General features: G+C 39.2%; 24 protein-coding genes. 9 read left to right on the top strand and 15 right to left on the bottom strand.

What is annotated here, in order from left to right; genetic code table 11:
• Nucleotide 1: 1 nt before the first annotated feature.
• Nucleotides 2–964 (top strand): DNA polymerase III subunit delta, encoded by a 963-nt coding sequence (gene holA / locus K0A91_RS02120; protein WP_295007682.1) that lies wholly within the window; start codon nt 2–4, stop codon nt 962–964.
• 142 nt (nt 965–1,106) lie between these two features.
• Here holA and ilvC read toward each other — a convergent pair whose 3' ends face one another.
• Nucleotides 1,107–2,129 (bottom strand): ketol-acid reductoisomerase, encoded by a 1,023-nt coding sequence (ilvC, locus tag K0A91_RS02125; protein WP_295007684.1) that lies wholly within the window; start codon nt 2,127–2,129, stop codon nt 1,107–1,109.
• A gap of 107 nt (nt 2,130–2,236) precedes the next feature.
• Here ilvC and K0A91_RS02130 point away from each other — a divergent pair, with 107 nt between their 5' ends.
• A complete protein-coding gene (locus tag K0A91_RS02130) occupies nt 2,237–2,857 on the top strand; it encodes a hypothetical protein (protein WP_295007686.1) in 621 nt (206 codons plus the stop codon).
• A gap of 121 nt (nt 2,858–2,978) precedes the next feature.
• Here K0A91_RS02130 and K0A91_RS02135 read toward each other — a convergent pair whose 3' ends face one another.
• Genes K0A91_RS02135 through K0A91_RS02145 form a run of 3 tightly spaced genes read right to left on the bottom strand, consistent with a single transcriptional unit; the run spans nt 2,979 to nt 8,409 of the window.
• Nucleotides 2,979–6,077, bottom strand: a complete 3,099-nt coding sequence (locus tag K0A91_RS02135; RefSeq protein ID WP_295007688.1) for a multidrug efflux RND transporter permease subunit — start codon at nt 6,075–6,077, stop codon at nt 2,979–2,981.
• A 1-nt stretch (nt 6,078) separates the two neighbouring features.
• A complete protein-coding gene (locus tag K0A91_RS02140) occupies nt 6,079–7,179 on the bottom strand; it encodes an efflux RND transporter periplasmic adaptor subunit (protein WP_295007690.1) in 1,101 nt (366 codons plus the stop codon).
• Nucleotides 7,180–8,409 (bottom strand): TolC family protein, encoded by a 1,230-nt coding sequence (locus tag K0A91_RS02145; protein WP_295007691.1) that lies wholly within the window; start codon nt 8,407–8,409, stop codon nt 7,180–7,182.
• Nucleotides 8,410–8,501: 92 nt separating this feature from the next.
• Here K0A91_RS02145 and K0A91_RS02150 point away from each other — a divergent pair, with 92 nt between their 5' ends.
• The 5 genes from K0A91_RS02150 to K0A91_RS02170 all read left to right on the top strand — a co-directional run bounded on the left by K0A91_RS02150 (nt 8,502) and on the right by K0A91_RS02170 (nt 14,356).
• On the top strand, nt 8,502–8,999 hold the full coding sequence (locus K0A91_RS02150) for a MarR family transcriptional regulator (RefSeq protein ID WP_295007693.1): 498 nt from the start codon (nt 8,502–8,504) through the stop codon (nt 8,997–8,999).
• 364 nt (nt 9,000–9,363) lie between these two features.
• Nucleotides 9,364–10,503, top strand: coding sequence for an HD domain-containing phosphohydrolase (locus K0A91_RS02155; RefSeq protein WP_295007695.1), 1,140 nt, complete (start codon nt 9,364–9,366; stop codon nt 10,501–10,503).
• Nucleotides 10,500–10,883, top strand: coding sequence for a response regulator (locus K0A91_RS02160; RefSeq protein ID WP_295007698.1), 384 nt, complete (start codon nt 10,500–10,502; stop codon nt 10,881–10,883). Before K0A91_RS02155 ends, K0A91_RS02160 begins: the two co-directional genes overlap by 4 nt.
• 6 nt (nt 10,884–10,889) lie before the next feature.
• Nucleotides 10,890–12,020: a PAS domain-containing sensor histidine kinase gene (locus tag K0A91_RS02165; protein WP_295007700.1), complete on the top strand. Its 1,131-nt coding sequence runs from the start codon at nt 10,890–10,892 to the stop codon at nt 12,018–12,020.
• Nucleotides 12,005–14,356 carry an ATP-binding protein gene (locus K0A91_RS02170; protein WP_295007702.1) on the top strand — a complete coding sequence of 784 codons (2,352 nt, stop codon included), beginning with the start codon at nt 12,005–12,007 and terminating at the stop codon, nt 14,354–14,356. Before K0A91_RS02165 ends, K0A91_RS02170 begins: the two co-directional genes overlap by 16 nt.
• A gap of 135 nt (nt 14,357–14,491) precedes the next feature.
• On the opposite strand, the gene ruvX is transcribed toward K0A91_RS02170, so the two are convergent.
• The 9 genes from ruvX to K0A91_RS02215 form a co-directional block, all read right to left on the bottom strand.
• Nucleotides 14,492–14,890, bottom strand: coding sequence for a Holliday junction resolvase RuvX (gene ruvX, locus K0A91_RS02175; protein ID WP_295007704.1), 399 nt, complete (start codon nt 14,888–14,890; stop codon nt 14,492–14,494).
• A gap of 112 nt (nt 14,891–15,002) precedes the next feature.
• Nucleotides 15,003–16,343: a tRNA uridine-5-carboxymethylaminomethyl(34) synthesis GTPase MnmE gene (gene mnmE / locus K0A91_RS02180; RefSeq protein ID WP_295007706.1), complete on the bottom strand. Its 1,341-nt coding sequence runs from the start codon at nt 16,341–16,343 to the stop codon at nt 15,003–15,005.
• A gap of 3 nt (nt 16,344–16,346) precedes the next feature.
• Nucleotides 16,347–17,282 (bottom strand): Jag N-terminal domain-containing protein, encoded by a 936-nt coding sequence (locus tag K0A91_RS02185; RefSeq protein WP_295007708.1) that lies wholly within the window; start codon nt 17,280–17,282, stop codon nt 16,347–16,349.
• Complete coding sequence (gene yidC, locus K0A91_RS02190) at nt 17,275–18,882, bottom strand: membrane protein insertase YidC (protein WP_295007710.1); 1,608 nt, start codon at nt 18,880–18,882, stop codon at nt 17,275–17,277. Before yidC ends, K0A91_RS02185 begins: the two co-directional genes overlap by 8 nt.
• The gene (yidD, locus tag K0A91_RS02195) at nt 18,879–19,223 is read right to left on the bottom strand and encodes a membrane protein insertion efficiency factor YidD (RefSeq protein WP_295007712.1); all 345 of its coding nucleotides are present in this window, start codon (nt 19,221–19,223) and stop codon (nt 18,879–18,881) included. The genes yidC and yidD overlap by 4 nt, the downstream gene beginning before the upstream one ends.
• Nucleotides 19,220–19,570 (bottom strand): ribonuclease P protein component, encoded by a 351-nt coding sequence (rnpA, locus tag K0A91_RS02200; protein ID WP_366511617.1) that lies wholly within the window; start codon nt 19,568–19,570, stop codon nt 19,220–19,222. Before rnpA ends, yidD begins: the two co-directional genes overlap by 4 nt.
• Nucleotides 19,558–19,692 (bottom strand): 50S ribosomal protein L34, encoded by a 135-nt coding sequence (gene rpmH, locus K0A91_RS02205; RefSeq protein WP_295007714.1) that lies wholly within the window; start codon nt 19,690–19,692, stop codon nt 19,558–19,560. The genes rnpA and rpmH overlap by 13 nt, the downstream gene beginning before the upstream one ends.
• A gap of 73 nt (nt 19,693–19,765) precedes the next feature.
• On the bottom strand, nt 19,766–20,119 hold the full coding sequence (locus K0A91_RS02210; RefSeq protein ID WP_295007716.1) for a hypothetical protein: 354 nt from the start codon (nt 20,117–20,119) through the stop codon (nt 19,766–19,768).
• 7 nt (nt 20,120–20,126) lie between these two features.
• Nucleotides 20,127–22,721 (bottom strand): AAA family ATPase, encoded by a 2,595-nt coding sequence (locus K0A91_RS02215; protein WP_295007718.1) that lies wholly within the window; start codon nt 22,719–22,721, stop codon nt 20,127–20,129.
• A 142-nt stretch (nt 22,722–22,863) separates the two neighbouring features.
• Between K0A91_RS02215 and K0A91_RS02220 the strand changes: the two genes are divergently transcribed.
• On the top strand, nt 22,864–23,541 hold the full coding sequence (locus K0A91_RS02220) for a nitroreductase (protein WP_295007720.1): 678 nt from the start codon (nt 22,864–22,866) through the stop codon (nt 23,539–23,541).
• Here the strand turns inward: K0A91_RS02220 and K0A91_RS02225 are convergent.
• Entirely contained in the window at nt 23,534–24,385 is an 852-nt protein-coding gene (locus tag K0A91_RS02225; RefSeq protein WP_295007722.1) for a 1-aminocyclopropane-1-carboxylate deaminase, read from the bottom strand. The two genes, K0A91_RS02220 and K0A91_RS02225, sit on opposite strands and share 8 nt — an antisense overlap.
• A 4-nt stretch (nt 24,386–24,389) precedes the next feature.
• Entirely contained in the window at nt 24,390–25,220 is an 831-nt protein-coding gene (locus tag K0A91_RS02230) for a peptidyl-prolyl cis-trans isomerase (RefSeq protein ID WP_295007724.1), read from the bottom strand.
• 85 nt (nt 25,221–25,305) lie between these two features.
• Between K0A91_RS02230 and nth the strand changes: the two genes are divergently transcribed.
• Complete coding sequence (gene nth, locus K0A91_RS02235) at nt 25,306–25,947, top strand: endonuclease III (protein ID WP_295007726.1); 642 nt, start codon at nt 25,306–25,308, stop codon at nt 25,945–25,947.
• Nucleotides 25,948–25,980 lie beyond the last annotated feature (33 nt).

Below are 25,980 nucleotides of genomic sequence, written 5' to 3' on the forward strand. Positions count from 1 at the left end.
CGTGTACAAAAGCGAGCTAGATAAACATATACAAAACAACTCCGTCTCTAACAGTTTTATACTCTTTGGAGAGAGTAGTTTTTTAATCGACAGATATACAAACGCCCTTACAAACAAAGAGGGTGCTTCGCTGCTTAAGTTTTACCATGACGAGTACAATTTCAACTCCGCAAAAGCGCATCTTTCTCAAGCTTCACTCTTTGGCGACCAAAATATCCTCATCATCAAGAGCGAGAAAAAAATCCCAAAAAAAGAGCTTGATGCTCTTATAGAGCAGTGTGAAAAAAATTCAGACAATATCTTCGTGTACGCATATTACGGAACAGAGCACGCTGCGTACGCAAAACCTGCTTCTGGTACAAAAACAATGTGTGTAAGATTTTTTCATCCAAACCACACCGAGGCTGTTGCTACAATCACGCAAATTGCACGTGAGAAACATGTAAATATAGACAGCTACACAATAAACCATCTCCTAAGCATTCAGGGCGGTGACATCGCGCTTGCATGCAACGAGCTGGAGAAACTCTCTGTGTATGAGAGAGCCATAACTGCAAAAGATGTGGACAATATGATTTTTGGCCTAGCAGAGATAAGCATAGAGAGTTTTATAAAAAAGATTTTAAATAAGAAAGATTTCAAGAGCGATCTTCTGAGCCTGCTTGAACACGGAGAGGATGAGATAAGGATTCTCACAGCGCTCACCTCATACCTGACTCAGCTCTACATGTTCAATATCTACATACGCGTAAACGGTGCACCAAATGCCATGGAGATACTTGGATACAAGGCTCCTGCATTTGTCGTTGATGACAAAGCCACGGCGTCCATAAAGATAAAGCCACCTACATATTATAAACTGCATGAACTGCTTCTAGGGAGTGAGCTTAAGATGAAGAGCTCGCACATTGATAAAAGCGCTATTTTACTATCAACTCTCATTAGAGCTCAACAGCTGCTCTAAAATTTGTTAATTATTTTTGATTTATAGTGCTTTGATTTTAAATATTGAAAAATAAAAAGAGTGATGGAGTTTCAAGGCGCATAATGAGGAAGTGGACTAGTGTGCACGACGAGTGTAGCAACGCAGAAAATGCGTCGCTATTTTAGTTTTTAGCTGTGTCTACTATTTTATTTGCCGATATCCACGGCATCATAGATCTTAGTTTAACGCCCGTCTGCTCAATCAGTGAAGCTTTTGCATTTGTACGCTCTGCATTCATTCTTGGATATCCTGCTTGACCTTCAAGGATGAAGTCTTTTGCAAATCTTCCGTCTTGAATCTCTTTTAAGATCTCTTTCATCGCAGCTTTAGACTCTGCATTGATAACGCGTTTGCCTGAAACATAGTCGCCGTACTCAGCAGTATTAGAGATACTATATCTCATGTCGGCAATTCCGCCTTGAAACATCAAGTCAACAATAAGCTTTAGCTCATGCAGACACTCAAAGTATGCAAGCTCAGGAGCGTATCCAGCTTCCGTCAGTGTCTCAAAACCTGCTTGAACAAGAGAAGTTACTCCGCCACAAAGAACGGCTTGTTCTCCAAAAAGGTCAGTTTCAGTCTCATCTTTGAAAGTTGTCTCAATGATTGCAGTTCTTCCGCCGCCGATTGCACAAGCGTAAGAAAGTGCTAATTCTCTTGTTTTTCCGCTTGGGTTTTGTCCAACAGCGATAAGGTCTGGAATACCGCCGCCTCTTACAAATTCGCTTCTAACGGTGTGTCCAGGGGCTTTTGGAGCAATCATAGTAACATTGATATCAGCTCTTGGGTGAATTCTTCCGTAATGGATGTTAAAACCGTGTCCAAATGCGATAGTTGCACCATTTTTTAGGTTTGGCTCAATCTCGTTTTTATAAATTTCTGCCTGATTCTCATCCGGAAGAAGAATCATAACTAAGTCAGCCGCAGCAGAAGCTTCTCCAACACTCATAACCTTAAAGCCTTTTGCCTCAGCTTTTGCCCATGAAGAACCATCTTTTCTTAAACCGACAACTACTTCAACACCGCTGTCTCTTAAGTTTTCCGCATGTGCGTGCCCCTGAGAGCCAAATCCTATCATTGCAACTTTTGTGCTTTTGATAAGTTCGATATTACAATCTTTGTCGTAGTAAACAGTTAATGCCATTTGTTTTCCTTAGGTATTATATTAAGCTTTAATGCTTAAAATTTTTTGGCATTATACTGGAATAAAGCAAAAACTTTTATAATATCAGGAAAAATAGAGGAATATTTATGAAAAAATTTAATCTTTTCAAAGAAATCATTACAGTCGATAGAAAGAATCTACAAGAAGCTATTGATGCAAAAAAAACTTTTGGCATAGATATTAATGGAAGAGTCTGCAACGAACCGTTTACGACAGATGACATCTTTATCTACATAGGCACTCCAAACGCAAATGTTGCTCTTAGTGAGGCTCTTGGCAGTAAATATCAGGTTGTTGAGGACGATAACAGAGTTTTAATCAAGGCTTTTTCAAACTGGCAAAAGATCATAGGGTTTAATACCACAAGAGCTACATACGACGACACTACCGCGGACGGTGTTGATGAGTTTAGCACCAAAGAGATGGAAAATATAGGCTGGCATGCTGCCGAATTTAACATCAAATACAGAACGCTGGTTGAACTTCTTGAAGAGAAGTGCGATGGAACCCTTATCTGCATAGAGCAGGAGGATCCTTACCAGTTCAGCGGTCTCGGATTTGTCTCAAACCTTGATAATGCAAGAGATACTCTTTTTAACTATTGCCAAACCGAGGTAAAGAGGTTGATTACAGAGGATGAGGATTTTGCAAAAGAGAGCTTAAATGATGATGAATTGGAAGCCGCAGAGTTTTTTAAGGCTCTTTAGCTTCTAGATTTGCACTCATTTTGTCATTGCGAGCGAAGTTGCGGCAATCTCTATTTTTGTTAGCATTCTGTGAGACTGACACGTCGCTTCACTCCTCGCAGTGACGAATTCCAATCTTCAGTTACTTTTTTTTGCCAAACTTTGAGACAAGAATATAAAAGAGCGGGATAAAGACGATAGCTAGAAAAGTTGCTGCTAACATTCCTCCGACAACTCCCGTACCGATGGAGTGTCTGCTTGCAGCACCCGCTCCGCTGCTGATTGCAAGAGGAATAACCCCTAGCGTAAAGGCAAGTGAAGTCATGATAATTGGTCGCAGACGAATTTTTGCCGCTTCTATTACGGCTTCAACAAGCTCCATTCCCTGCTCTCTTTTTTGCATAGCAAACTCTACGATAAGGATTGCATTTTTAGCCGAGAGTCCGGCTAAAACAAGGATACCTATCTGGAAATAGATATCATTTTCAAGCCCTCTCATGCTATTTGCCACAACCGCTCCAAAGACTCCAAACGGTACCGCCAAAATAACAGATATCGGCATCAACCATCTCTCATACTGCGCCGCCAAGATGAGATACAAAAAGATGATTCCAAATATAAACGCCAAACTTCCGGCACTGCTTATCTGCTTCTCCTGATACGCCGTACCTATCCAACTGATGGCATACCCCTCTGGCAAAACCTCGTTTGCAACCTCTTCTATGGCTCTTAGAGCGTCTCCGGAGCTATACCCAAGAGCATTTTGTCCCGCTACTTTTGCCGCACTAAAGAGGTTAAATCTCTCTACCAAATCTGCACTTGTTGTCTGTTTTAGAGTCACAAAAGAGCTAAGCGGAAGCATCTCTCCCTCTTTGCTCCGTACAAAAATGTTGTTCAAATCCTCTGGGCTTTTTCTAAAAGACTCCTCTGCTTGCATATTGACCATATATGTTCTGCCCAAGAGATTAAAGTCGTTGACATAAAAACTTCCAAAAGTCGCATTTAGCGTTTGGTATATCTGGTCTACGTTAATCCCTTTTGCTTTTGCTTTTGCGGTATCGACGCTTATTTTGTACTTAGGCACATTTGTATTGAGCGTTGTTCTAACACCGACTAGCTCCGCTCTTGCATTTCCTTTTTGGATAATCTCATTGACATATTTCTGAAGCTCTTTTATATCCGAACCTGTTTTGTTTTGTACATACATCTCAAATCCGCCTGCAACTCCCATCCCCATAATCGGCGGAGGAACAACTCCAAAAGAGAAACCGTCACTTGTGGCAAAGAGTTTTTTGCTTATCTGTGCGGCGATAGCGTTTGCATGTTGCTCCGGTTTTGTTCGCTCATCCCAAGGCTGAAGCTTTAAGATAGTAGCCGCCGCATTTGTTCTTTGCGCAAATGTTATAAAATCTAACCCTGCGAACTGGACAATATTTGCTATATTCTCTTTATCTTTTGAAGCGATGTTGTAAATCTCTTTTGTAAGCGCATCCGTTCTGCTAAGAGATGATCCGGGAGGGTTGTAGCTAAAGACAAACACCGTTCCTTTATCCTCTGAGGGAACAAGTCCCGTTTTGAGATTTACAAACATATCGTACGTTATATAGACAAGTCCGCCAAAGAGAAGCAGGCTTAAAAGTGTGTATCTGATTGTCAGTTTTACGGCGCCCGTATAGCCTCTTGTTAAAAAATCAAATGTGGCGTTAAACCATTTAAAAAAGTACTTCGGCTCTTTGTGTGTCGGCTTTAGCATGAGCGCACATAAGGAAGGGGTGAGCGTCAGCGCAACAAACCCGGAAATAGCCAAAGAGATGACGATGGTTACGGCGAACTGTCTATACATCTCTCCGCTTAGCCCGCCTAAAAATGCAACCGGAATAAATACGGCAGAGAGAACCAAAACAATAGCAACAAGCGCACCCGAGACCTCTTTCATGGCTTGAAGCGAAGCCTCCATGGGAGAGAGTCCCTCTTTTATGTGCCTCTCGACATTCTCTATAACGATAATTGCATCATCAACCACTATCCCGATTGCCAAAACAAGTCCAAAGAGAGTAAGCAGGTTGATGCTAAATCCCAACATGTACATCCCTGCAAACGCACCGATGATAGAGACGGGAACAGCCAAAATAGGTATAAGCGTAGCTCTCCAGCTCTGCAAAAACAGAAATATTATAAGAATAACTAAGATAATCGCCTCAATAAAAGTTTTAATAACCTCTTGAATGGATATCTCAACAAAGTCGGTAATATCGTAAGGAATCACATACTCAACATCCTCAACAAAGCTCTCGCTAATGGTAGCGATAGTCTCCCTTACCCCTTTTGCAGTCTCAATCGCATTTGCTCCACTCTGTAAAAAAACAGCAACCGGAACGGCAGGAGAGTTGTTGAGCTTGTTTTTCATGTCGTAGCTTTGAGAACCCAGCTCTATGGTCGCTACATCTTTGAGCTTGAGTGCGCTTCCATCCTCGTTTGCTCTGATGATAATCTCCGAAAACTCAGAAGGCTCATTAAATCTTGAGGGAGTCTCAATGGTATAGGTAAACATTTCGCTTTTAGAAACGGGCTCTGCAGAGAGCTTTCCTGCGGCATACTGCTCGTTTTGCTCACGCACGGCAACCACAAGGTCGTTGACCGTTAACGAATACTTCTTGAGCTTTAGAGGATCGATCCAGATACGCATGGAGTAATCTTTTGCGCCAAAGATGATAACATCTCCGACACCCTTGACTCTCTTTAGGCTATCAACAACATTCATAAGCGCATAGTTGGATAAAAACGTTACGTCTCTTGTCTGTTTTGGTGAATTGAGGATAATAACCTGAAGCATATCGGGCGACTTTTCATTGACGCGGACACCCTGTCTTTGAACCTGATCGGGAAGTTTTGAGAGAGCCGCTTGAACACGGTTGTTTACGTCTATCTTCGCATCATCTGGATTTGTTCCGACTTCGAAAAAGATATTGATACTTAGTGAGCCGTTATCTGCTGCAAGTGAGCTCATGTAGAGCATATCTTTTGCGCCGTTTATCTCCTGCTCAAGAGGCGCGGCAACCGTTTTGGAGATTGTCTCCGCACTCGCACCTTGGTAAAAAGCCGAAACTACGATTTGCGGAGGAATAACTCTTGGATACTCGCTAATAGGGAGTGCGCGCATAGAGATGACACCTGCAAGTACGACAATAATCGCGATTACCGATGCAAAAATTGGTCTTTTTATAAAAAAGGCAGAAAACATCTTACTTGCCTTCCATAATGGTTACTTTGCTATTTGGTCTAAGTTTTGCGATATTACTTGAGGCGACCATATCGCCCTCTTTTACCCCGCCCTCAATCATCGCTACACCCTCTTCTACATGAAGCACATTAACGGGACGCATAACTACGGCTCCGTTTTCTACAACATAAACAACGGTTGCATCGAGAGTTTTAATCAGTGCGTTTTGTGGGATTTTTGCGACGCTCTCATAACTGAAACCGCCTAAATTTACCTCAACGTAAGAGCCTACCATAAGCTCTCTGTCTGGGTTTTTAAATGTTGCTCTTAGAAGTAGCGTTTCTGTTTGCGTATCGATTTTTGGAGCCATATAATCCACTATGCCGCTAAAACTTTTTGTACCCGCCCTTAGTGTCACCTCTGCGCCTTTTTTGATCTGTGAAATGTACTTTAAAACGTCGCTGCTTGGAAGAGAGAACTCCGCATAAACTATATCTAATGCCGTAATAGTCGTAAGATTTGAATTTTGTAAATTAGCATCTATAAAATTGCCCTCATCGCTACTGCTCATGCCCACAACCCCGCTAATAGGAGCTTTTATAGTTGTATAACTGTAGTTCAACTCCGCTTTTGCAACCAACGCTTTAGATTTTTTCACCTCTGCATTTGTATCATCGTAAGCATATAAAAGCGCGTCTCTTTGCTGCTCGCTTATTGCACTATTTTTGAAAAGATACTCTGCTCTGCTCCAATCTTTTGAAGCTTTGCTAAAGTTTGCCTCTGCCTTTGAGAGAGCCGCTTTTGCTTCATCAAGTGCTGCTCTGTACTCCCCTTTTTGTATCTCATACAAAACATCACCTTTTTTTACGGCTGAACCCTCTGTAAAATTCTCTTTTTCTAAAACTCCGCTCACTCTTGCAAAGACAGAAACCTCTTCAAAAGGTTTTAAAATAGCGGAGTAGCTCTTTGTAAAATCAACTCTCTCAAACTTTACAACTTGAGCCTTTACCGGCAACGGAGGCATTTGCACCGTTTGCGGCTGGCTTGAAGCGGTGCCTTTTTCATCACTACACCCTACAAACAGCAGTGAGACCACTACAAGCGATAATGCTAAACTTTTCATCTATAAAAACTCCTTAATATCTTTTCCGCTGTAATAAATCAGCTCTGCTTTTTTAACTTCTAAATCCAATAATGCTCTTTTATAGCCTCTAGCGGCATCATACTTCTCGCTCATAGACTCAAGATACGCCACATTGTCGATTGTTCCGTTTTGGTACTTAAACTTTACAAGCTCATAGGTTGAAGAGGCGGCGTCAAGTGTCGCTTTGGTTGCGTCAACTTTTAGTTTTGCTATCTCAAGTGCTTTTTTTGCAAATCTATACTCGACATCTGCTCTATGCTTCTCATGCTCCAGAGTAGATTTTTTACTCAAATACTCTTGAAATTTCGACTCATATGCCTTTGTGCGTGCGCCAAAATCAAAGACATTCCAAGAGAGATTGAGCATTGCAATATTTTGAGTATCAACCAAAAAACCGGCATCTAGGCTCTTGTCGTCAAAATAGTAGTCGCTGTAACTTAGCGTATTTTCAAAATAGATCTTAGGAAGATTTTCACTCTTTTTTGTCTTAGCCTCATGCAGCGCAGAGAGCACATCATACTCAAGCGCCTCAATATCCGCTCTTGCAACTTTCTCCTGCTCATTTAGCGCAACTACTGAACCCTCGTCAATTTTTTCGACTGTTTGTGTAGTGTAGTACTCTAGAGTATACAAAATTCTCTGCGATTCTAGCTCTATCTCATTTAACATGACCATCGAGTTTTTAAGTCTGGAGTCAATCTTGTCAACCTCATCTTTTGTTGCAGAGCCTGACTTGTAAAAAAGATCGAGCCGTTTAAATTCAGCTTTTAACTGCTCAATCTCTTGGGTTGTAGCCTCTTTGTCGGATTCTAGCGATAGGTACCCAAAGTAGAGCCTTGCTACATCAAGAGAGATGTTGTTTTTAACAGCCTCTACGTTTTGTTTGCTAGCATCTATGCTTGATTCTAGCTGGTTGTAAAGACTCCCTTTTTTGCCGCCGTCATAAAGCGTGTACTTCAAACTAGCTTGGACCCTTAGTGAATTTTGTGCCAATGCGGCAGTCTCCTCATAAACGTTTTGATATGTTGCACCAAGCTCTAATGTCGGCAGGTACGAACTCTTGGAGCTCTCATAAGCTTTCTCTTTTGCGCTAAGCGAATGCGTAGCAGACTCAACAACCCTGTTTTTATGCGATAACTCTATAAGCTCATCAAGCGTATATGAGTATAGAAAAATCGGGATGAAGAGCGCTGGAAATAAAAATTTCACCTATTCTCCTTTGTTCTATGTTTGCGAAATGATATCACACTAACTCTTAAATATGTCTTGCTAGAAAGATATATTTTTGCTATACTTCGGCTATGAAAAAAAATAGAGTACACACAGACCTTATAACAAATTTTTATGACAAAGTAAGCGAAAGGGAGCTTTCCGAGGTTTTTTTAATGACCTTTCCAATAGCACTCATCCAAAAAACAATCTTTACACATGCGGAGAATTTTTTAAAAGAGAAGTTTGAGCTCCTTAACTCAGAAGTGGATGTTTTAGCCTCACTATTTACGCACGGAAAAATACTCTCTCCTACTCAGCTTTATGACCTGACCATCTTCTCTTCAGGCGGTATGACGAAGGTTTTAAAAAGGCTTGAGGCTAAAGGTTTTATCTACAGAAAAGAGGACAAAAACGACAAAAGATGTATGCTCGTCTGCCTAAGCCAGAGCGGTGAAGAGATAGTCAAAAAATCACTTTTTGAAATCTCCAAAGAGTGCAGCAAATATTTTGAAATTTTTAATGAGAAAGAGAGAGAAGTTTTTGCTTCTCTTTTAAAAAAGATTCTTCTAAATATAAACAAGGTTTAACACCCTCTACCGCTGGCTCTTTATTTCATCTCTAATATTTTATTGTTGCTTTGAGTCTGCAGTCTTCTCATCTTTTCTTCAATCAGATTATTTGTTTATGGGTTTTTATTCTTCAATGCTTAACTCTTCTAATCTAAACTCCTCTTTGAGTGCAGAAAATAATGATGTTTCTAAATTCATCACTTTAAGCCACATTTTTGAAAGCTTAGATATAATTATAGTCATAGTTTGAATCTCTTTTTTGTTAGATTTTTGTCGTAAAAAATTACTGTGTGCCCCCTGAGGGTATAACTTTTATGAGATTAGACTTCAACTTTTTAACCATGCTAACAGCTAGATTACTCGCTTTTGTGTAAATCTACGAGTGGCTTTTAAAGAAAAATATTTTATTGGGGTTGTGGTGGAGACTATAAATGTTTTGGCAGTTGATGATGAACCGTTCAATTTAGACTTGATTGAACTTGCATTTTTAGATATCCCACAAATACAACTCACGCAAGCCATAAATGGTCAAGATGCACTTGAAAAACTACAAACTTGCGATGCTGAAGTTGTTTTGCTTGATTTACGAATGCCTGTTTTAAATGGTTTTGAAGCACTTAAGATCATCAAAAATGACCCGAAACTTTGTGAGATACCTATCATCGTTGTAACAGCAAATAGTGAAGAAAAACACACAGCACTTGCACTCGGTGCAAATGATTTTTTAGCAAAACCTGTTGATGTTGAAGAGTTAAAACTCCGCACAATCAATCACGCCAAATCTTACAAAGCCCACAAACAACTCGATATAATCAATAAAAATCTTGATGCTCTTGTTGCTACAAGAACAGAAGAGTTAAACAAAGCCCTTAACTTAGCCAAAGAAACAGAATATGAGATTTCATTGCGACTTGGTATGGCAAGTGAATACAGGGATCTTGAAACTGGAATGCATATCAAACGCATGAGTGCTTACTCAGCACTTTTAGGAAAACTCAGCGGTATGGACGCACAAGCAGAACAACTCCTTTTATACGCTTCGCCACTGCATGACATCGGCAAGATAGGCATACCAGATGCTATCTTGCTCAAACCTGGAAAACTAGACGACAAAGAGTTTAGGCTTATGCAAGAACATACCACTATCGGTGGTTTAATGCTTGCCAATGGACAAAAATACCCCATCATAGCTCTAGGTCAAATCATCGCTACACAACATCACGAAAAATACGATGGCAGTGGTTATCCAAATGGGATTACAGGTGAGCAGATCGACATAAATGCAAGAATCGTTGCCATCGCTGATGTATTTGACGCACTCTCATCCAAAAGAGTTTATAAAGAAGCTTTTGCATTAGATAAAGTGCTAAATATCCTCAAAGAAGGTAGAGGAACGCACTTTGATGCAAATCTACTTGATCTTTTTATAGACAATATTGAACAATTTTTGCAGATACAAAAAGCGCTGCCAGATCTTGATGAAATGCCACATATCCTAAATTTACTTGAGGAGTATAGATGAAAATTTTACTTGTTGAAGATGAAGAGTTCAATCTTATGGTAATTGAAGAGATGATCGGGATCTTTTATCCAGATGCAAACATAACAACAGCCACTAATGGTCAGATTGCCTACGAGATACTACAAACAAAGAGCTTCAATCTTATCTTGAGCGATATAAATATGCCTATACTTGATGGCTATGGACTCATCAAAAAAATACGAGAAGATTTAAGACTACAAACACCCACTGTTGCAGTAACTGCTTTTGCGATTCAAGGCGACAAGGAAAAAACTTTGCTTGCCGGTTTTGATGGATACATCTCAAAACCTATTGACATGGGAGAGCTGGAAGTGGTTTTAGATAAATATCTTACAAACAAAAACAGCGCTGAGAGTTGAGTACATATGAGCCAAAAAAATGTGCAAAATTTCACAGATATAAAAGATAATTCTCTTGCCATTCTTACCCAGTATAAAAAGGCGATGGATCACTCTTATATCATCTCTGAAACTGACCCGCGAGGAATTATCACCAATGCAAATGAACTTTTTTGCAAGATATCTGGATACACAAAAAAAGAACTTATAGGTAAACCGCACAGTATTGTGCGTCATCCGGATATGCCATCTGTTGTATTTAAAAATTTGTGGCAAACTATCCAAGCAAAACAGATTTGGCATGGCATCGTGCAAAACAAGCATAAAACGGGAGGCAGTTATTTTGTTGATGCAACCGTTTTTCCTCTTTTAGATTACAAAGAAAATATAACAGGCTATGTTGCGATTCGAGATGATATCACAAATCTTATCAAAGCTCAAAAAGAAGCCCAAGCCGCTGAGAGAGCAAAAAGTGCCTTTTTAGCCACAATGAGCCATGAATTACGAACACCGCTCAATGCAGTCATAGGATTTTCTCAAATCTTGATGAAAAAAACAGATATGCCACAAGAGAGTATGAAAAATTATATAGAAAAGATTTATACTTCAGGCAAACATCTTTTAGAACTTGTAAACAATATCTTAGATTTCTCTAAGATAGAAGATGGCAAGATGGAAATACATCCAGTAAAAATCGATCTTGAGTCTTTTATGACAAATACAAGCACACTTGTTGAAACAGCAGCAAATAAGAAAAATATATCCATAACTCAAGAAAATTTTACAGGCAAAACATTGGTAGCAGATGAGCAACTTATCAGACAAGTGTTGCTCAATCTGCTTTCAAATTCGATTAAATTTACACCACAAGGTAAAAAAATAACACTTACATGTAAGGAAAATGAAGCAGAAGTTATCATCAGTGTTTGTGATGAGGGACCCGGTCTTTCAAGTGAACAGCTTGAAAAACTTTTTAAACCTTTTTCACAAATAAAAGAACATCAAAATGAAGCCATCAAAGGAACAGGACTTGGGCTTGCTATCTCTCAAAAGATTATGGATCTTCACCATGGTTTTATCAAAGTACAAAGCGAGTTGGGCAAGGGAAGTTGTTTTGATATACACCTGCCAAAAGGAAAAATATGCAATCCAAAATAGAAATCATCAAAAAAATTTTTCATCTAAATGAGCATCTCTTAGAAGAGAGAAAAGAGGCAGGACTCTATATAGAATCACTCGCTTCCTTGATTGTGGATCGATTTTATGAGTATTTGCTTACAGATCCTGAGTTTGCAATGCTTTTAGATAAAGTAGATATTGCACGCCTAAAGCGAGTGCGAAAAGAATTTTTGGTATCGCTTTTTAATGATGATTTTGATGAATCGCTTTTAAATAAACTCTCTCGTGCGCACAGTGATATACCATTTCGAATCTCTAAGCATACTATCACATCGGCTTTTTCAATCCTACAAGATAGTATCATCGACATAGCTTCTGTCAATGCAACTTTACAAAAAAATCTTAAAATAGTTTTAAAATTTTTAGATATTGCATCCTTTATCATACAAGAAGATTTTGAGCAAAATAAAGAGATTCTCCATGGGCAAAATATAAAAGTGACCATCATAGATGCCCTCAGTTTACTTTTTGAAATGCTCACTATCCACAAAAACAAAAATGCAGCGATGGTGGAGCTTTTCAAAAGCAATAAACTCCGCCCACCTTATGGCGCAATGCTGCCTATTGCAGAGTCCAAAGATTGCTCATTTAGTGAGTTGCTCGAGCAGTTTGAAAGTCAATTTATAGACTTAAAATTTTTTCACTTAGATATAATTAACATCAAGCAGCTACACGAAAAATATCACGACGGCGTAAAGCAACTCTACAAACTTGTACAAAGCGACACAGATGCTACAAAAGAGATGGAAAAACTCCAAAAAATCTCAACCGAACTTTTTCAAGCCATTGGTAAACCATTTGAAGATAGTTCGTCCATCACATTTTTATCCATCAAATCCGGAATGCAATTTTTACAACAGTTTAACACGGCCGTAGATGAAACAAAATATATCCCATTTAATAATCCTAAGAAGATGCTTATTTTTACCCAAGAACTAATCACAAATACACTCAAAAGCTCTATGCAGTGGGCTATAGCAGAGATAAAGATCACTCAAGAAAAGCAGATGCTCAAACAGTATGAATTTAGCGAGACAATCATTTTTTCAGATGAAACATTTTATATCGCTATCAACTTAAAAAACATAGCGTACAAAAAATTTCTTCTTGATGTTCTCGGGCTTTTTTTAAAACTCTTCAAAACAACACTTATAAATAGAGAAAAAGAGTACACACTCTTAAAACTTGCCGATAAAGCCGAATCAGCAAACCGTGCAAAAGATATGTTTTTGTCAAATATGAGCCACGAATTGCGAACACCACTCAATGCTATTATCGGTTTTTCACAAATACTCAAAACAAAGCAAGATATCCCCTCAAATCTGCGCCCCTATATAGATAAAATCTCCATTGCAGGCAATAATCTTTTAAATCTAGTCAATACTATCTTAGACTTTGCAAAAATTGAAGCTGGAAAAATCTCATACCATCCCAAAATGACACTAGCTGCGGATATTTTGCATGAAGTTTTTACTATGACAAGTATATTGGCTGATGCAAAAAATATCCAAATAAATTTTCCAAATGATATCTCTTTGGCACTCTATGTTGATCCACAACTTATCAAACAAGTACTTTTAAACATCTTCTCCAATGCTATCAAATTCACTCCAAATGGAGGAAAAATCACACTTGATATACAATTTGATGGAATCAATAAAGAGTTTATCCTTAGCATTTGTGACACTGGGGTTGGAATGTCACAAGAGGGAATTTCAAAACTTTTCACCCCATTTACCCAACTTGAGAATGACTTACAATCTGCTTCAAAAGGTACCGGCCTTGGGCTTGTTATCACAAAAAGAATCGTTGAAGATCTACATCAAGGACGCATTTGGGTTGAGAGTGAAGTGGGCAAAGGTAGCTGTTTTTATATCACCATTCCTATATCTGATGCGGTCTCTACGGTAGCAATACTTCCATCTAAGCAAAAACATGCACCTAACCTACTCGTGGTTGAGGATACTCAAGAATACGCAGATATCCTCATCAACAAACTCAATCCAACGCACAACATCACTCTTACAAACTCCGTAGTAAAAGCACAAGAGTTACTGAGTAAAAATAGTTATGATAAGATTATTTTAGACTTCTTTTTGGTAGATGGCATCAGTGCTGATATACTCTCTTTTATGGATGAGCAAAAGATTGAAACCCCTGCTATTATCATTTCGGCCGAAGATGATATAAAACTTGTCGATTACATCGGCGCCGCAGAAAATGTAGTTGGGATATTTAATAAAAAAGATATAGAATCAATATGCTCTATACTTAAACGAGGGACTCAAATTACACCCCAAATTACACCCCAGTGAATGAATCTCCACTTTTTACAACCCTGTTGCTCTTTCTCGCCCTAGCGCTCCCGCGTTGGAGTGTATGCTTTTGCCTCTTTAGCCTTATATGCATTCCCGTGTAGAGCGCACAAACGAGAGAAAGGGGATATGATTCTATACATTTTTAATTTTAGCCAAAAACCTCTGCAAGATTATCATAGCGGAGATGGAGTCGATGCGTCCGTCACGAATCTGCTTTATCTCGCCTTTCATCATGCTCTCTGCCTCTTTTGAAGAGTTGCTCTCATCTTGAAAAAAAATCTCGCCCTTAAAATCAACAAGATTCATAAAGTGCGCAACTCGGCGTCTCATCTCATCCTCAGAACTTCCGCCCATCGGTATGCCGACTACAACTGCATCAACTTCCCACTCATCAAGTACTTTTTTGACATCCCTTGCGGCTTGGTCTCTGTTTTTTCGCTCAACAGCCTTGAGCGGAGTTATCAGATCTTTATGAGCCGAATATGCTAGACCTATTCTTTTTAAGCCTAGATCAATAGCAATGTATTTCAATTATTCTGCTTTTTTATATAAACTACATGAGCAAAGCCCATATAGTTAGCGCTAGCCGTTATGGCACTAAAGTAGCCTTTAGCAAGGCTTAGAAAAATAGAATTTACCAATTCTATTTTCCCAAACAGAAGCTGCCAAACATCTTGTCAAGCATCTCATCGTTTTCAAAAGGTCTGGTTATTGAAGCCATCTCTTTTACGGCCTCATTTAGGCAAAACGAGAATATCTCAAGCTCTTGGTCTCTAAGCGGAGATAGTGCCTCATCAATAAGTCTTAGCGTATTTTCCACCGCAGATATCTGTCTTTGCGATATAAGCATCATTTCATCGGAGCTGTTTGCGATATTCATTATGTTTTCTAAAGCGCCAATTAGCTCATCAACGCTCTCTTTGGAGTTTAACTCAATGTCGAATTTGATATCTACATGTAGAAATTTCGGCTCTAAATCTATCTTGTTTTTAACATATAAAATATGTTTGTTTAACGCTTCTGATTTTATAAGCGAAATAATCTGCTCATCTTCGCCATCTGCCACTCTTGAGCCATCATATAGCGCAATTACTATATCACTCTCTTTTATCGCCTCAAGCGTTCTCTCAATCCCGATACGCTCAATCTCATCGCTTGCTTCACGGATGCCCGCAGTATCAACTATGCGGATAAGATGCGTGCCGATTTTAACCTGCTCTTCGATAGTATCTCTCGTCGTTCCTGCGATGTCGCTCACAATAGCGCGGTTATAGTTTAAGAGTGCGTTTAAGAGTGAGCTTTTACCGACATTTGGTTTTCCGACTATTGCAACACGAAAACCCTGCATAAGACCTTCTCTTGCTCTGCTTGCAAGTAAAGTCTTCTCAAGAGATTTTTTAAGCTCGGCCAGCTTTGCCTCGATTTGAAGTACCAAATCCTCCGGCAAATCCTCTTCTGCATAGTCGATGCTTACCTCTGAGTAGGCAAGCATATGGATAATATCGTCTCTTGTTTTTTCTATGTACTCTTTTAGCGAGCCCTTCATCTGCTTCGCCAATATCTTTGCAGCATCTTTGCTTTTTGCCTCTATGAGCTGTGCGATAGCTTCGGCTTCGCTCAAATCTATTCTGCCGTTAAAGAAAGCTCTTTTGGAAAATTCGCCCGCAGTTGCAAGTCTTGCGCCATAAGCGATAGTCGCCTTTAAGATGCTCTGTGCAACGATGAAACCGCCGTGACACTGAATCTCTACAACATCTTCTGCGGTAAATGAAAAAGGGGCTTTGAAATAGATAACGATAGACTCGTCAATCAGGTCGCTGTTGTTGTCATAGATGTTGCAAAGAGTTGCGTATCTTGGGGAGAAATCTTTTTTGCATGTAAGTTTTTTTGCAATCTCCAGAGCACTATCTCCGCTAATGCGGATGATAGCTATAGAGCCTATGCCGTTTGCGGTCGCAATGGCACTTATTGTATCGTTATCCATCTCTTAGTTGTGGTAATCATTTATAATGATAAATTTAAGTCCCTCACGAGTGGAGCGAACAGCTACATATTTGTTTGGATATTTGTCACGAAGCTCTTTTAGTGCGATTTGGATTAAAACACCGTCAAGTATCTTGGTCTGCGCACGTCCGTCTCTGTCCACATTTTCACAGACCGTTACTAGATATCTTGCTACAGACTCCTCTTGATTTTTTAAAAATTCTGCAATCTCAAGGCGTAGCTGAAGCTGATACTTTGCATTAATCCAGTTAAAAATCATATATGATAGAGCTTTGTATCTGTAGCCCTCCTTTCCTATAAGAAGCGCCGCATCTTCGCCTTTAAACTCAACTAAAAGCGTAGCTTCGTCATAAGCAGTTACTTTTATTTTATCAATTTTGAAGCAGATAAGGTCAAAAAGTTCGTTTATTTCTCTCTCAACTCTTGTTGCAACTTCATAAGCGCTCATACTTGCAGGAACACCCCCTTGCTTTTCATCGCCCTCTTCTTCATAATCAGCAGTATAGTTGATATCTGCCATATCGTAATCATCGTCATCTTGTATACTGACAAACGACTGAGGCATAAATGTGTCGTTAACGACTTGGCGAGGGGTGTTTTTTGTTTCGCTTTTTGGTTTTCTGCTCTCTTGTTTGTACTCTTTTTTCGGCTCTAGCTTCTGTTCTGGTTTAGGCTGAATTTTTGGCTCAGGTCTTATCTCTCTTTTTTGCGTCTCTTTTGGAACGTCATGAGCATCTGATTTTTTTAGTTCCTGATTTTTCTTTGCGGCAACTATAATCGCACTCTTTTTAAAAAGTCCCATAAAACCGTTGCTAGGAATCTGAACAATCTCAATAACAAGCTCGCTCGCAGAACAACCAAGAGCCGAAGCAGCATCTTTACATGCCTGCTCAAGAGTAGTTGATTCTATCTTAATCATCTTTTTTCTCCAAATGTTTATGAGCAGCTATCTGTGCATCTTTTGCGTTTTTGAACTGCTGATTTACGATAAACTGCTGTCCTATTGAGAAAAGGTTGTTTACAAACCAGTAAAGAACCAGACCCGATGGGAACGTTATAAAGAAGAAGGTAAAGATAATAGGTAAAAACTTAAATATCTTCTCCTGCAAAGGATCAGTGAAGTTACTTGGAGTAAGCTTCTGCTGATAGTACATTGAAGCGCCCATTAATATCGGTAAAACTAACGTTGAATCCATTCTTGAGAGGTCATTTACCCAGAACATCCATGGAGCACCCTGAAGCTCAACCGCATTTAAAAGAACACGGTAAATCGCAAAAAATACAGGTATCTGAAGAAGCATTGGAAGACATCCGCCAAGAGGGTTTGCGCCATGCTTTTTATAAAGATCCATGACGGCGGCATTTGTTCGCTGAGGGTCACCTTTATATTTCGCCTGAACTTCTTTTATTAGCGGTGCGATATCTTTTATCTTCTGCATAGAGACCATACCTTTGTATGTCAAAGGATACAGAACCGCTCTTATTATGATAGTAAGTCCTATAATTGCCCAGCCCCAGTTGCCAAAAATTCCGTGCAGCCAAAGCAATAGCTGAAACAGAGGTTTTGAAGCAAACGTAAACCATCCGTACTCGATAGCATTGGTTAAAACAGGGTTGATAGCATCTAGTGTCTTATAATCTTTTTGCCCTAAATATCCGCCAAAAGAGATATTTTGAGGAGCCTCAAAATAGATAACAGGATTATTCTCTCTATCTCTCTCTACAATAATATTAGTCTCTTTTGCAAATCCGTACATAATTGATGCGGAGTATTGGTCAAACGCCGAGATGAGTTCTACACCGTTAAAAGTTTTGCGGCCTTCTGCATCTCCGTCTTCAATAATTGTAACCAAATCATCATCCGTATAGACCATAGCGCCGGAGACTGTCATCATCTGCTCTGTTATGCGAGGTCTCTGCCCTAAATAGATAAAATATCTCTTATCGTCAGATAGCGACACTTTTGCATCATAATGTCCATCAGGATAGAAAGTAATCTCTTTTGTAACAGTCAGGTTTGATAGCTTTTGAGTCAACGTAACCTTTTGAGAGGTCTCATCTAAAGTCAACTGAGAGACATCTGCAGTATAAGCAACTTTTGTCGCTTCACTATTTAGATTTTCATCCAAAAATCTTACAAAAAGAGGTTTAGTGCCTGTTGATGGAATCAACTCTGCATGCTTGTCGTCTTTGTCGTTATATTTGTCTTGAAGAAGAATCTTTGAAGAGATTCTCCCCAATGTATCCAACTTGAGTATAAATTTTGGGTTGTTGATAGTCACAATGGTGCTTAAATCATTTTGAGCCATCTTCTCATCAGTTGAAATTTGATGCCCGACTGCATCCTCTATATTTACAACTTGAGCTCTGTTTTGTGCTTGCTGATTTTGTACACTCTGAATCTTTTGAGCATCTGATTGTGCCACTTCCGGTTGCTCTGCCGGATAAATTGCTGTATAAACTACAAAAAATACGAATGATAGCAATATTGCTACTATTAGTCTCTGATTTGGTGTCATTTTGTCGAACACGGTTGCCCTTTGTATGAAAAATTTTTTATAATAAAAAAGCGGTTTTTTTTATTTGGAACCAACCAATATTTTATAGAATCAATCCCCAATCTAGCGGGCTTTAATGACAGCTTGTCTAGTAGCGGATACTCTATGCCACCGTCAAATAATTGATTACAACGGAGTATTCTAGTAAAAGTGTGGTAAAAAGCACTTGAAATGGAGTTGTTTTCGAAATTAATTCTTGCATATTCGCTACAAGATGGGTAATATCTGCAACTACCATATCCAATTAATGTAAAAAACTTCTGATAGAGCCATAAGAGCTTAAGTAAAAATTTTCTAATCATTGGATTTTTTTATTGATTGCATCTAATCGAGTTAAAACTTTTTCAAAGTCGCTTTTTAACTTTTGATGTGTTGTTTCGTCGATTGCTTGTTTGGCTACAAATATATATGTGCCATCTTTTAGAAGAGAAGAGTATTCCAAAAATAGAGCGCGAAGTCTTCTTTTTGCTCTGTTTCGTTTTACGGCATTGCCTATTTTCTTAGTAGCAGTAAATCCCACTTTTTTGTTGCTAGCCGCAGGAAGAAAAAACAGCACAATAGTGCTTGAATGAGCATCTTTTCCTTTTCTATATATATACTGAAACTCCTTATGCAGCTTCAGCGTATAGAAATTTCCTAAACTGACAATTTTTTACGACCCTTAGCACGACGACGGTTAATTATACGACGGCCATTTTTTGTTGACATTCTCAATCTGAAACCGTGAGTTGATTTTCTCGGTTTTCCATGAGGCTGGTATGTTCTTTTCATAGACACATCCTTCTTTAAATTAAGTCCGCAATATTACAAAAAAGTTACTTAAAGCGTGGTTAAGGTTCTATTTTTACCTGATAATATAATCTTTTAGAGTATCTCCGCTAGATTGCTCAAACGAAGTCGCAATGTCAAAGAGTTTCTCTTTTAGCCCAACATGGCAATCTCTGCACTCCTGAATTACATCATGCTCTTTTACTTTTGCTTTGTAAATTTTAGACATCGGATGACACCCGAAACAGTCTGCACCGCAATCTGCCATCTTGTTTGGTTCGGCTTGATGACAGTTTATACATGTAAGCATCGGTTTGTGTCTTAAATCCTCGTTTATTGTCGGAATAAGACCTGGATGACATGACATGCAATCACCGGTACATGCAAAGACTGAGACCGAAAAACAGAGCGATAAAATTATATATTTCATACCAAAATTATAGCCCTGCTTCTATTTGCGATATTTTTACCTTTATCTCGCCGTCTTTAAAATCAAAATCAACATGTGAGCCCTCGACAACATTGCCCTCCAGTATGAGTTCCGCCAGTCTATCTTCAACTATCTCGTACAGAGCACGCTTAAGCGGTCTAGCTCCATAAACTGGGTCAAACCCAGCCTCTGCTATGTAAGCTTTTGCATTTGGCGTCAATGTTAAGGCAATATCTCTTGAAGCCACTTTTTTAGCAATTTCGCTAAAGAAGATATCAACAATTCCTACTATCTGCTCACGTCCAAGAGCGTTAAATATAACAATGTCATCCAAGCGATTTAAAAATTCAGGTTTAAACGACTTCTTCAGCTCTCCCAAAACCATCTCTTGAAGCGCATCCGAGTTTGGATTGTTTATGATTTTATCGCTTGCAATGTTTGATGTCAAAATAATAATAGTATTTGTAAAATCAACTGTAACTCCCTTGTTATCGGTCAATCTTCCATCATCTAAAACCTGCAACAAGATGTTAAATACATCTGGATGGGCTTTTTCTACCTCATCAAAAAGAATTACGCTGTATGGTTTTCTTCTAACCGCCTCTGTGAGCTGTCCGCCCTCTTCATATCCGACATATCCCGGAGCCGCACCGACAAGACGGGAGACCGAATGTTTTTCCATATATTCACTCATGTCTATTCTTATCATAGCATCAGCGGAGTCAAACAAAAACTTAGCAAGAGTTTTAGCCGTTTGAGTTTTACCAACACCAGTAGGTCCCAAAAACAGGAAACTTCCTATTGGCGAATTGCCGCTTGATAGCCCTGCTTTGTTTCTTTTAATCGCACGCGCCACCGCATGCGTAGCCTTGCTCTGTCCTACAACCTCTTTATTTAGCTCATCTTCTACGTTTAAAATTTTATCTTTGTCGGCTTGGAGCATCTTCTTAACAGGAATGCCTGTCCATCTTGAGACAATAGAGGCAATGGACTCCTCATCAACGCTGTTTTTTAGGAGCGTTCCCTCTTTTTGAAGCTTTTCCCAATTCTCTGTAATCTCTTTTTCCTGAGTTAGAAGTGCAGGAATCTCTCCATACTCTATCTCAGCCGCACGGTTAAACTCCGACGTGCTTTTTGCCACATGTGCTTCTCTTCTTTTTGCTTCAATCTCATTTTTTATGCTTGATATTTTTCCAAACACCTCTTTTTCATATGCAAACTGCGCCTCAAGGCTTCTAACCTTCTCCTCAACATCCGCCAACTCTTTTTTAATCTCTTCAAGCCGCTTTGTATTTGCAGGTGACTCTTCCATTTTTAGAGCCTCTTGCTCTACACGCAACTCTGATTTTTTTATCTTTGCATTGCTTAGAGCATGCGGTTCCGACTCTATCTGCATCTTAAGCTCAGCCGCAGCTTCATCGATTAGGTCGATTGCTTTATCAGGCAAAAATCTATCTGCGATATATCTGTCGGAGAGTTTTGCAGCCGCGACCAGAGCGCTGTCTGTAATGGTTACATTATGGTGCGTCTCAAGTCTCTCTTTTATACCGCGAAGTATCTGAAGCGACTGATTTACAGTCGGTTCACTAAGATTAATAGGCAAGAAACGTCTCTGAAGAGCCATATCTTTTTCAAAATACTTTCTATACTCTTTGAGCGTTGTCGCTCCAATGGTATGCAACTCTCCGCGTGCAAGCGCAGGCTTTAGGATATTTGCCGCATCCATGCTTCCCTCGCTCGCTCCAGCTCCGACTATTGTGTGAATCTCATCTATAAAAAGAATGATATTACCGCTCTTTTTAACCTCGTCTATTACAGCTTTTAATCTGTCTTCAAACTCGCCTCTGTATTTTGCACCTGCGATTAAAGCACTCATATCAAGAGCAATCACCTTTTTGTTTTGAAGCGATGTCGGAACTTTGCCGTCACTTATTCTCTGAGCAAGACCCTCGACGAGAGCCGTTTTACCAACCCCAGGCTCACCTAAAAGCATAGGGTTGTTTTTAGTTTTGCGGATTAGTATCTGCATCATGCGGGTAATCTCTTCATCTCGTCCAATTACCGGAGCGAGCTTGCCCTCTCCTGCCTCTTGTGTTAAATCGACTCCATACTTTTTCAAAGACTCTAAAGTCTCATCGGAGCTTTGAGAGTCTATCTTCGCGCTGCCGCGAGATGCTTCTATATTTTTAGCAAGCTCAGATATATCTATATACTTTTTCAGCAGACTAAGAAACGGCTCGTTCTTTAGATTTGCCAATATATATGTATCGACAGCCAAAAAAGAGTCTCCGTTTTTTGTCATAAGTCCGATACCGTTTTCTAAGGTTTGAACAAAATTTCTTGATAACTTTATATTCTCTTTTGAGATAGATGATGATTTTGGCAGCTTCTCGCTAAGACTCTTTACGTCAAGCTCAATCGCGACCTTGTCAATACTCATTTTGTTGAACATCTGATTTAGCACAGAGTTTGAGTTTGTCAGCTGCGCCCATAAAAAGTGCACAGGCTCAACCTCTTGGTTTTTATTATGCAGAGCCAGCGACACCGCCGACTCAATTGATTCACTCATATTGTTTGTTAGTTTCTCAAATATATTATTCATTTTCTATTTCCTTGCGTTTGATTTACAGAAAATATTATATCAAGTTGAGCGACTCATTGTCAAGTATATTTAGTCTATCTTATGCATATGTGATTTTAATTTTATTTGTAATATAATTCCAAAAATATTTATAGGATTTTATATGCCAACAATTATTAATGCAATACAAAACCGTTCGTCAAAAAGGGCATTTCTGCCAAAACCGATACCGCTCGATATCCAAGAAAAAATTTTAAATGCCGCTGCAATGACGCCAAGCGGTGCAAACATGCAGCCTTGGGTAACCTACGCTATAAGCAATCAAGAGGTTCTAAAAAATATAGGTGATGCAATTATAGAGAAGATGCAAAGCGGTGTAGAGAGCGACCAGTTTATCCAGTACTATCCGCTAAACTGGAAAGCTCCTTATAGGAAGAGAAGAATAGAGACAGGTGTGGGATTATATACTCTAATGGGCGTTGACAGAAAAGATATAGAGACACGAACAAAGATGTGGCACGACAACTTCAGGTGGTTTGGAGCACGTACTGTGTTTTTTGTCTTTACCGACAAGGCAATGATAGATGGTGCACAAGGCGCTCTTATTGATTGTGGCGCATACATGCAGACTATTATGCTTGCGGCTCAGGAGTTTGGCGTAGAAAGCTGCCCTCAAGGTTCAACTACGGAGTTTGGAAAAGTTGTAGCTGAGATACTTGAAGTTCCTCAAAATCTCGCACTTCTGTACAGCATAGTACTTGGCTACGAAGACAAGAGCGCTAAAATCAACACATATAAACCAAGCAGAGTCGATTTAACAGAAAACGTAATATTTATCTAAAACCTTTTTGCGCATATCTGCGCATCATGCTCTCGTTTCCGCTTACTCCGCCGCTGTGAATATACAAAGTCTCTTCGTTAGTCTGCTCAATTAAACACTTCCAAAGACTTGGTGCATAAATCAGGTCAAACTCAACTCCTGCAGACAAAAGTTTCTGTTGTATCTCTAAAAACTCTCTATATGGTTTTGCGAAATGGTACTTTTTTTGCGGTTCTAAAATAGTAAGATTTTTTGGTATCTCATGAAGCGCGCTCATCTGCTCTCTTAAGTAGTCGACATCACCAACGCAAGGGGTTGTATAAACTCTATACTCAGGCAGAGAGAGAGCAAGATAAAGCGCCGTTGTTCCGGTTCCTGATGGGGTGGCTAGAGATTTTACATGTAAGTTTTGCGCTCTTATCTCCTCGGCTAAAACTTCCAGCCCGAGTCTTGCTTCTTCTACCGCTCCGCCTTGATCAATAACAAACGTTTTTTCATCCAGATTAAATCTCAAAGAGGCTATAAAATCTTTATAAAACTGCTGCTCGATTTCTACATGTAGCATTCCAAGACTCTTTGCATGATAAAAATTGCCGCTTTTTTCATTTTTTTGCGCATCGCTCAGAGGTTTTGTATAGTAGATAAACTCCCAGCCCTTGTTTTTACACATAGCGGCAATGGCGAGCATTGCATTTGACTGCGTTCCGCCGTAGGAGATAATTTTGTTAAATTGATCTGAGAGAGTTTGTAGAAGTGTATATAGTTTGCGGTATTTGTTTCCTGCTAAAAAAGGATCTATAAGATCATCTCTTTTAACATAAAAAACCCTCCCCTCTAAATCAATTTTAGATATGGGAGAGTTCATAAAATTATTTGATTTGAGCTTTTTTCTCTAACTCTTTCATTTTTGTCATCATAACTGTTTTTGCTTTTTCCATTTTCAGTCTCTGCTCGATAAACGGTTTTACCTCAGCAAAACTTTTTGTTGTCTTTGCTTTTTTATCTTCGATATATATTACATGGTATCCGAATTGAGTCTTCACAGGCTCTGTAGTAAACTCTTTAGCTTTCATAGAGAAAGCTTTGTCATTAAACTCAGGAACCATCTGTCCAGCAGTAAAATAACCTAAATCTCCACCCTCTGCCGCGCTTGCACATGTAGACTTCTCTTTTGCAATCTCAATAAATTTATTTTTAAGCGCGTCACCTTTGAGAGGCTTAAGTTCTGCTATAGCTTTTTTTGCATCTGCCTCTTTTTCTACTAGAATATGACGAGCATTAACGCTTTCATTTTCAACAAACTCTTCTTTGTTTGCGTCATAATATTTCTTAAGATCAGCATCTGAGATAGCAATTTTATCAACTTCTCTTTTTTGCCAAACCTGAATAGCAATCTCTTTTTTAATTCTCTCGGTTACTTCCGCGTACTTCTCTTTGTACTCTTGTGAGTCTAAAACACCGCTTTTTTTAGCATCGTCATACACAAGTTCTTTTGCAACAAGCTGCTCTAAAACCTGCTTTCTAAACTCCGCCTGTTTCTCTGTCGGAACCTGATTAAATCTGCCTTGAGTTGCAGCCATAAGTTCTCTCTCAACATCTTGTTGAGTAACAGCAGTTCCGTTGACTGTTACAAGCGTTTGTGCCATTGAGATAGTAGAGAGCATAGCTAAAGACGTTATGATTTTTGTTACTTTATTCATTATATTTCCTTGTTTAATTGTAAAAATTTTAGTTTGTTAATACTAATGATTATTAAACAAAGAGCATTTTATATATAATTGCGTCATGAAAAAAGCCACAAAAGAAGAAATTAAAGAGATTCATCGACTTTTTATCGAAAATTACAGTGATGCTGTGACAGAACTTGATTATAAAAACGCATACGAACTAGTCGTTGCAGTTGCGCTCTCAGCCCAATGTACAGATAAAAGAGTAAATATAATAACGCCTGCTCTGTTTGAAAAATATCCGGACCCAAAAGCTTTGGCAGAAGCTAATATAAAAGAGCTAAAAGAGCTTATTAACAGTTGTTCATTTTTTAACAACAAAGCAAAAAACCTAATTGATATGGCAAAAAGAGTAACAGAGGTTTACGGCGGTGAGATACCGATGGATGAAAAAGAGCTTGTAACACTTGCAGGAGTGGGGCAAAAGACTGCAAACGTCGTGATGATAGAGTATACGGGAGCGAATCTGATGGCGGTTGATACACACGTATTTCGCGTCTCACACAGGCTTGGTCTAAGCGATGACAATACAGCGATAAAGACAGAAGCAACCCTTGTAAAAAAGTTTAAAACCGATCTGCGCACACTTCATCAGGGAATGGTGCTTTTTGGACGCTATATCTGCAAGGCAAAAAACCCAAAATGCGATGAGTGTTTTTTGACGCAGCAGTGCAAAACAAAAGAGAGTTTCAAAGTTTAGTTCAAATATGGATTAATTTTTGCTTGAAAAGAG

It is taken from the genome of Sulfurimonas sp. (assembly GCF_019429335.1).
Lineage (GTDB): Bacteria > Campylobacterota > Campylobacteria > Campylobacterales > Sulfurimonadaceae > Sulfurimonas.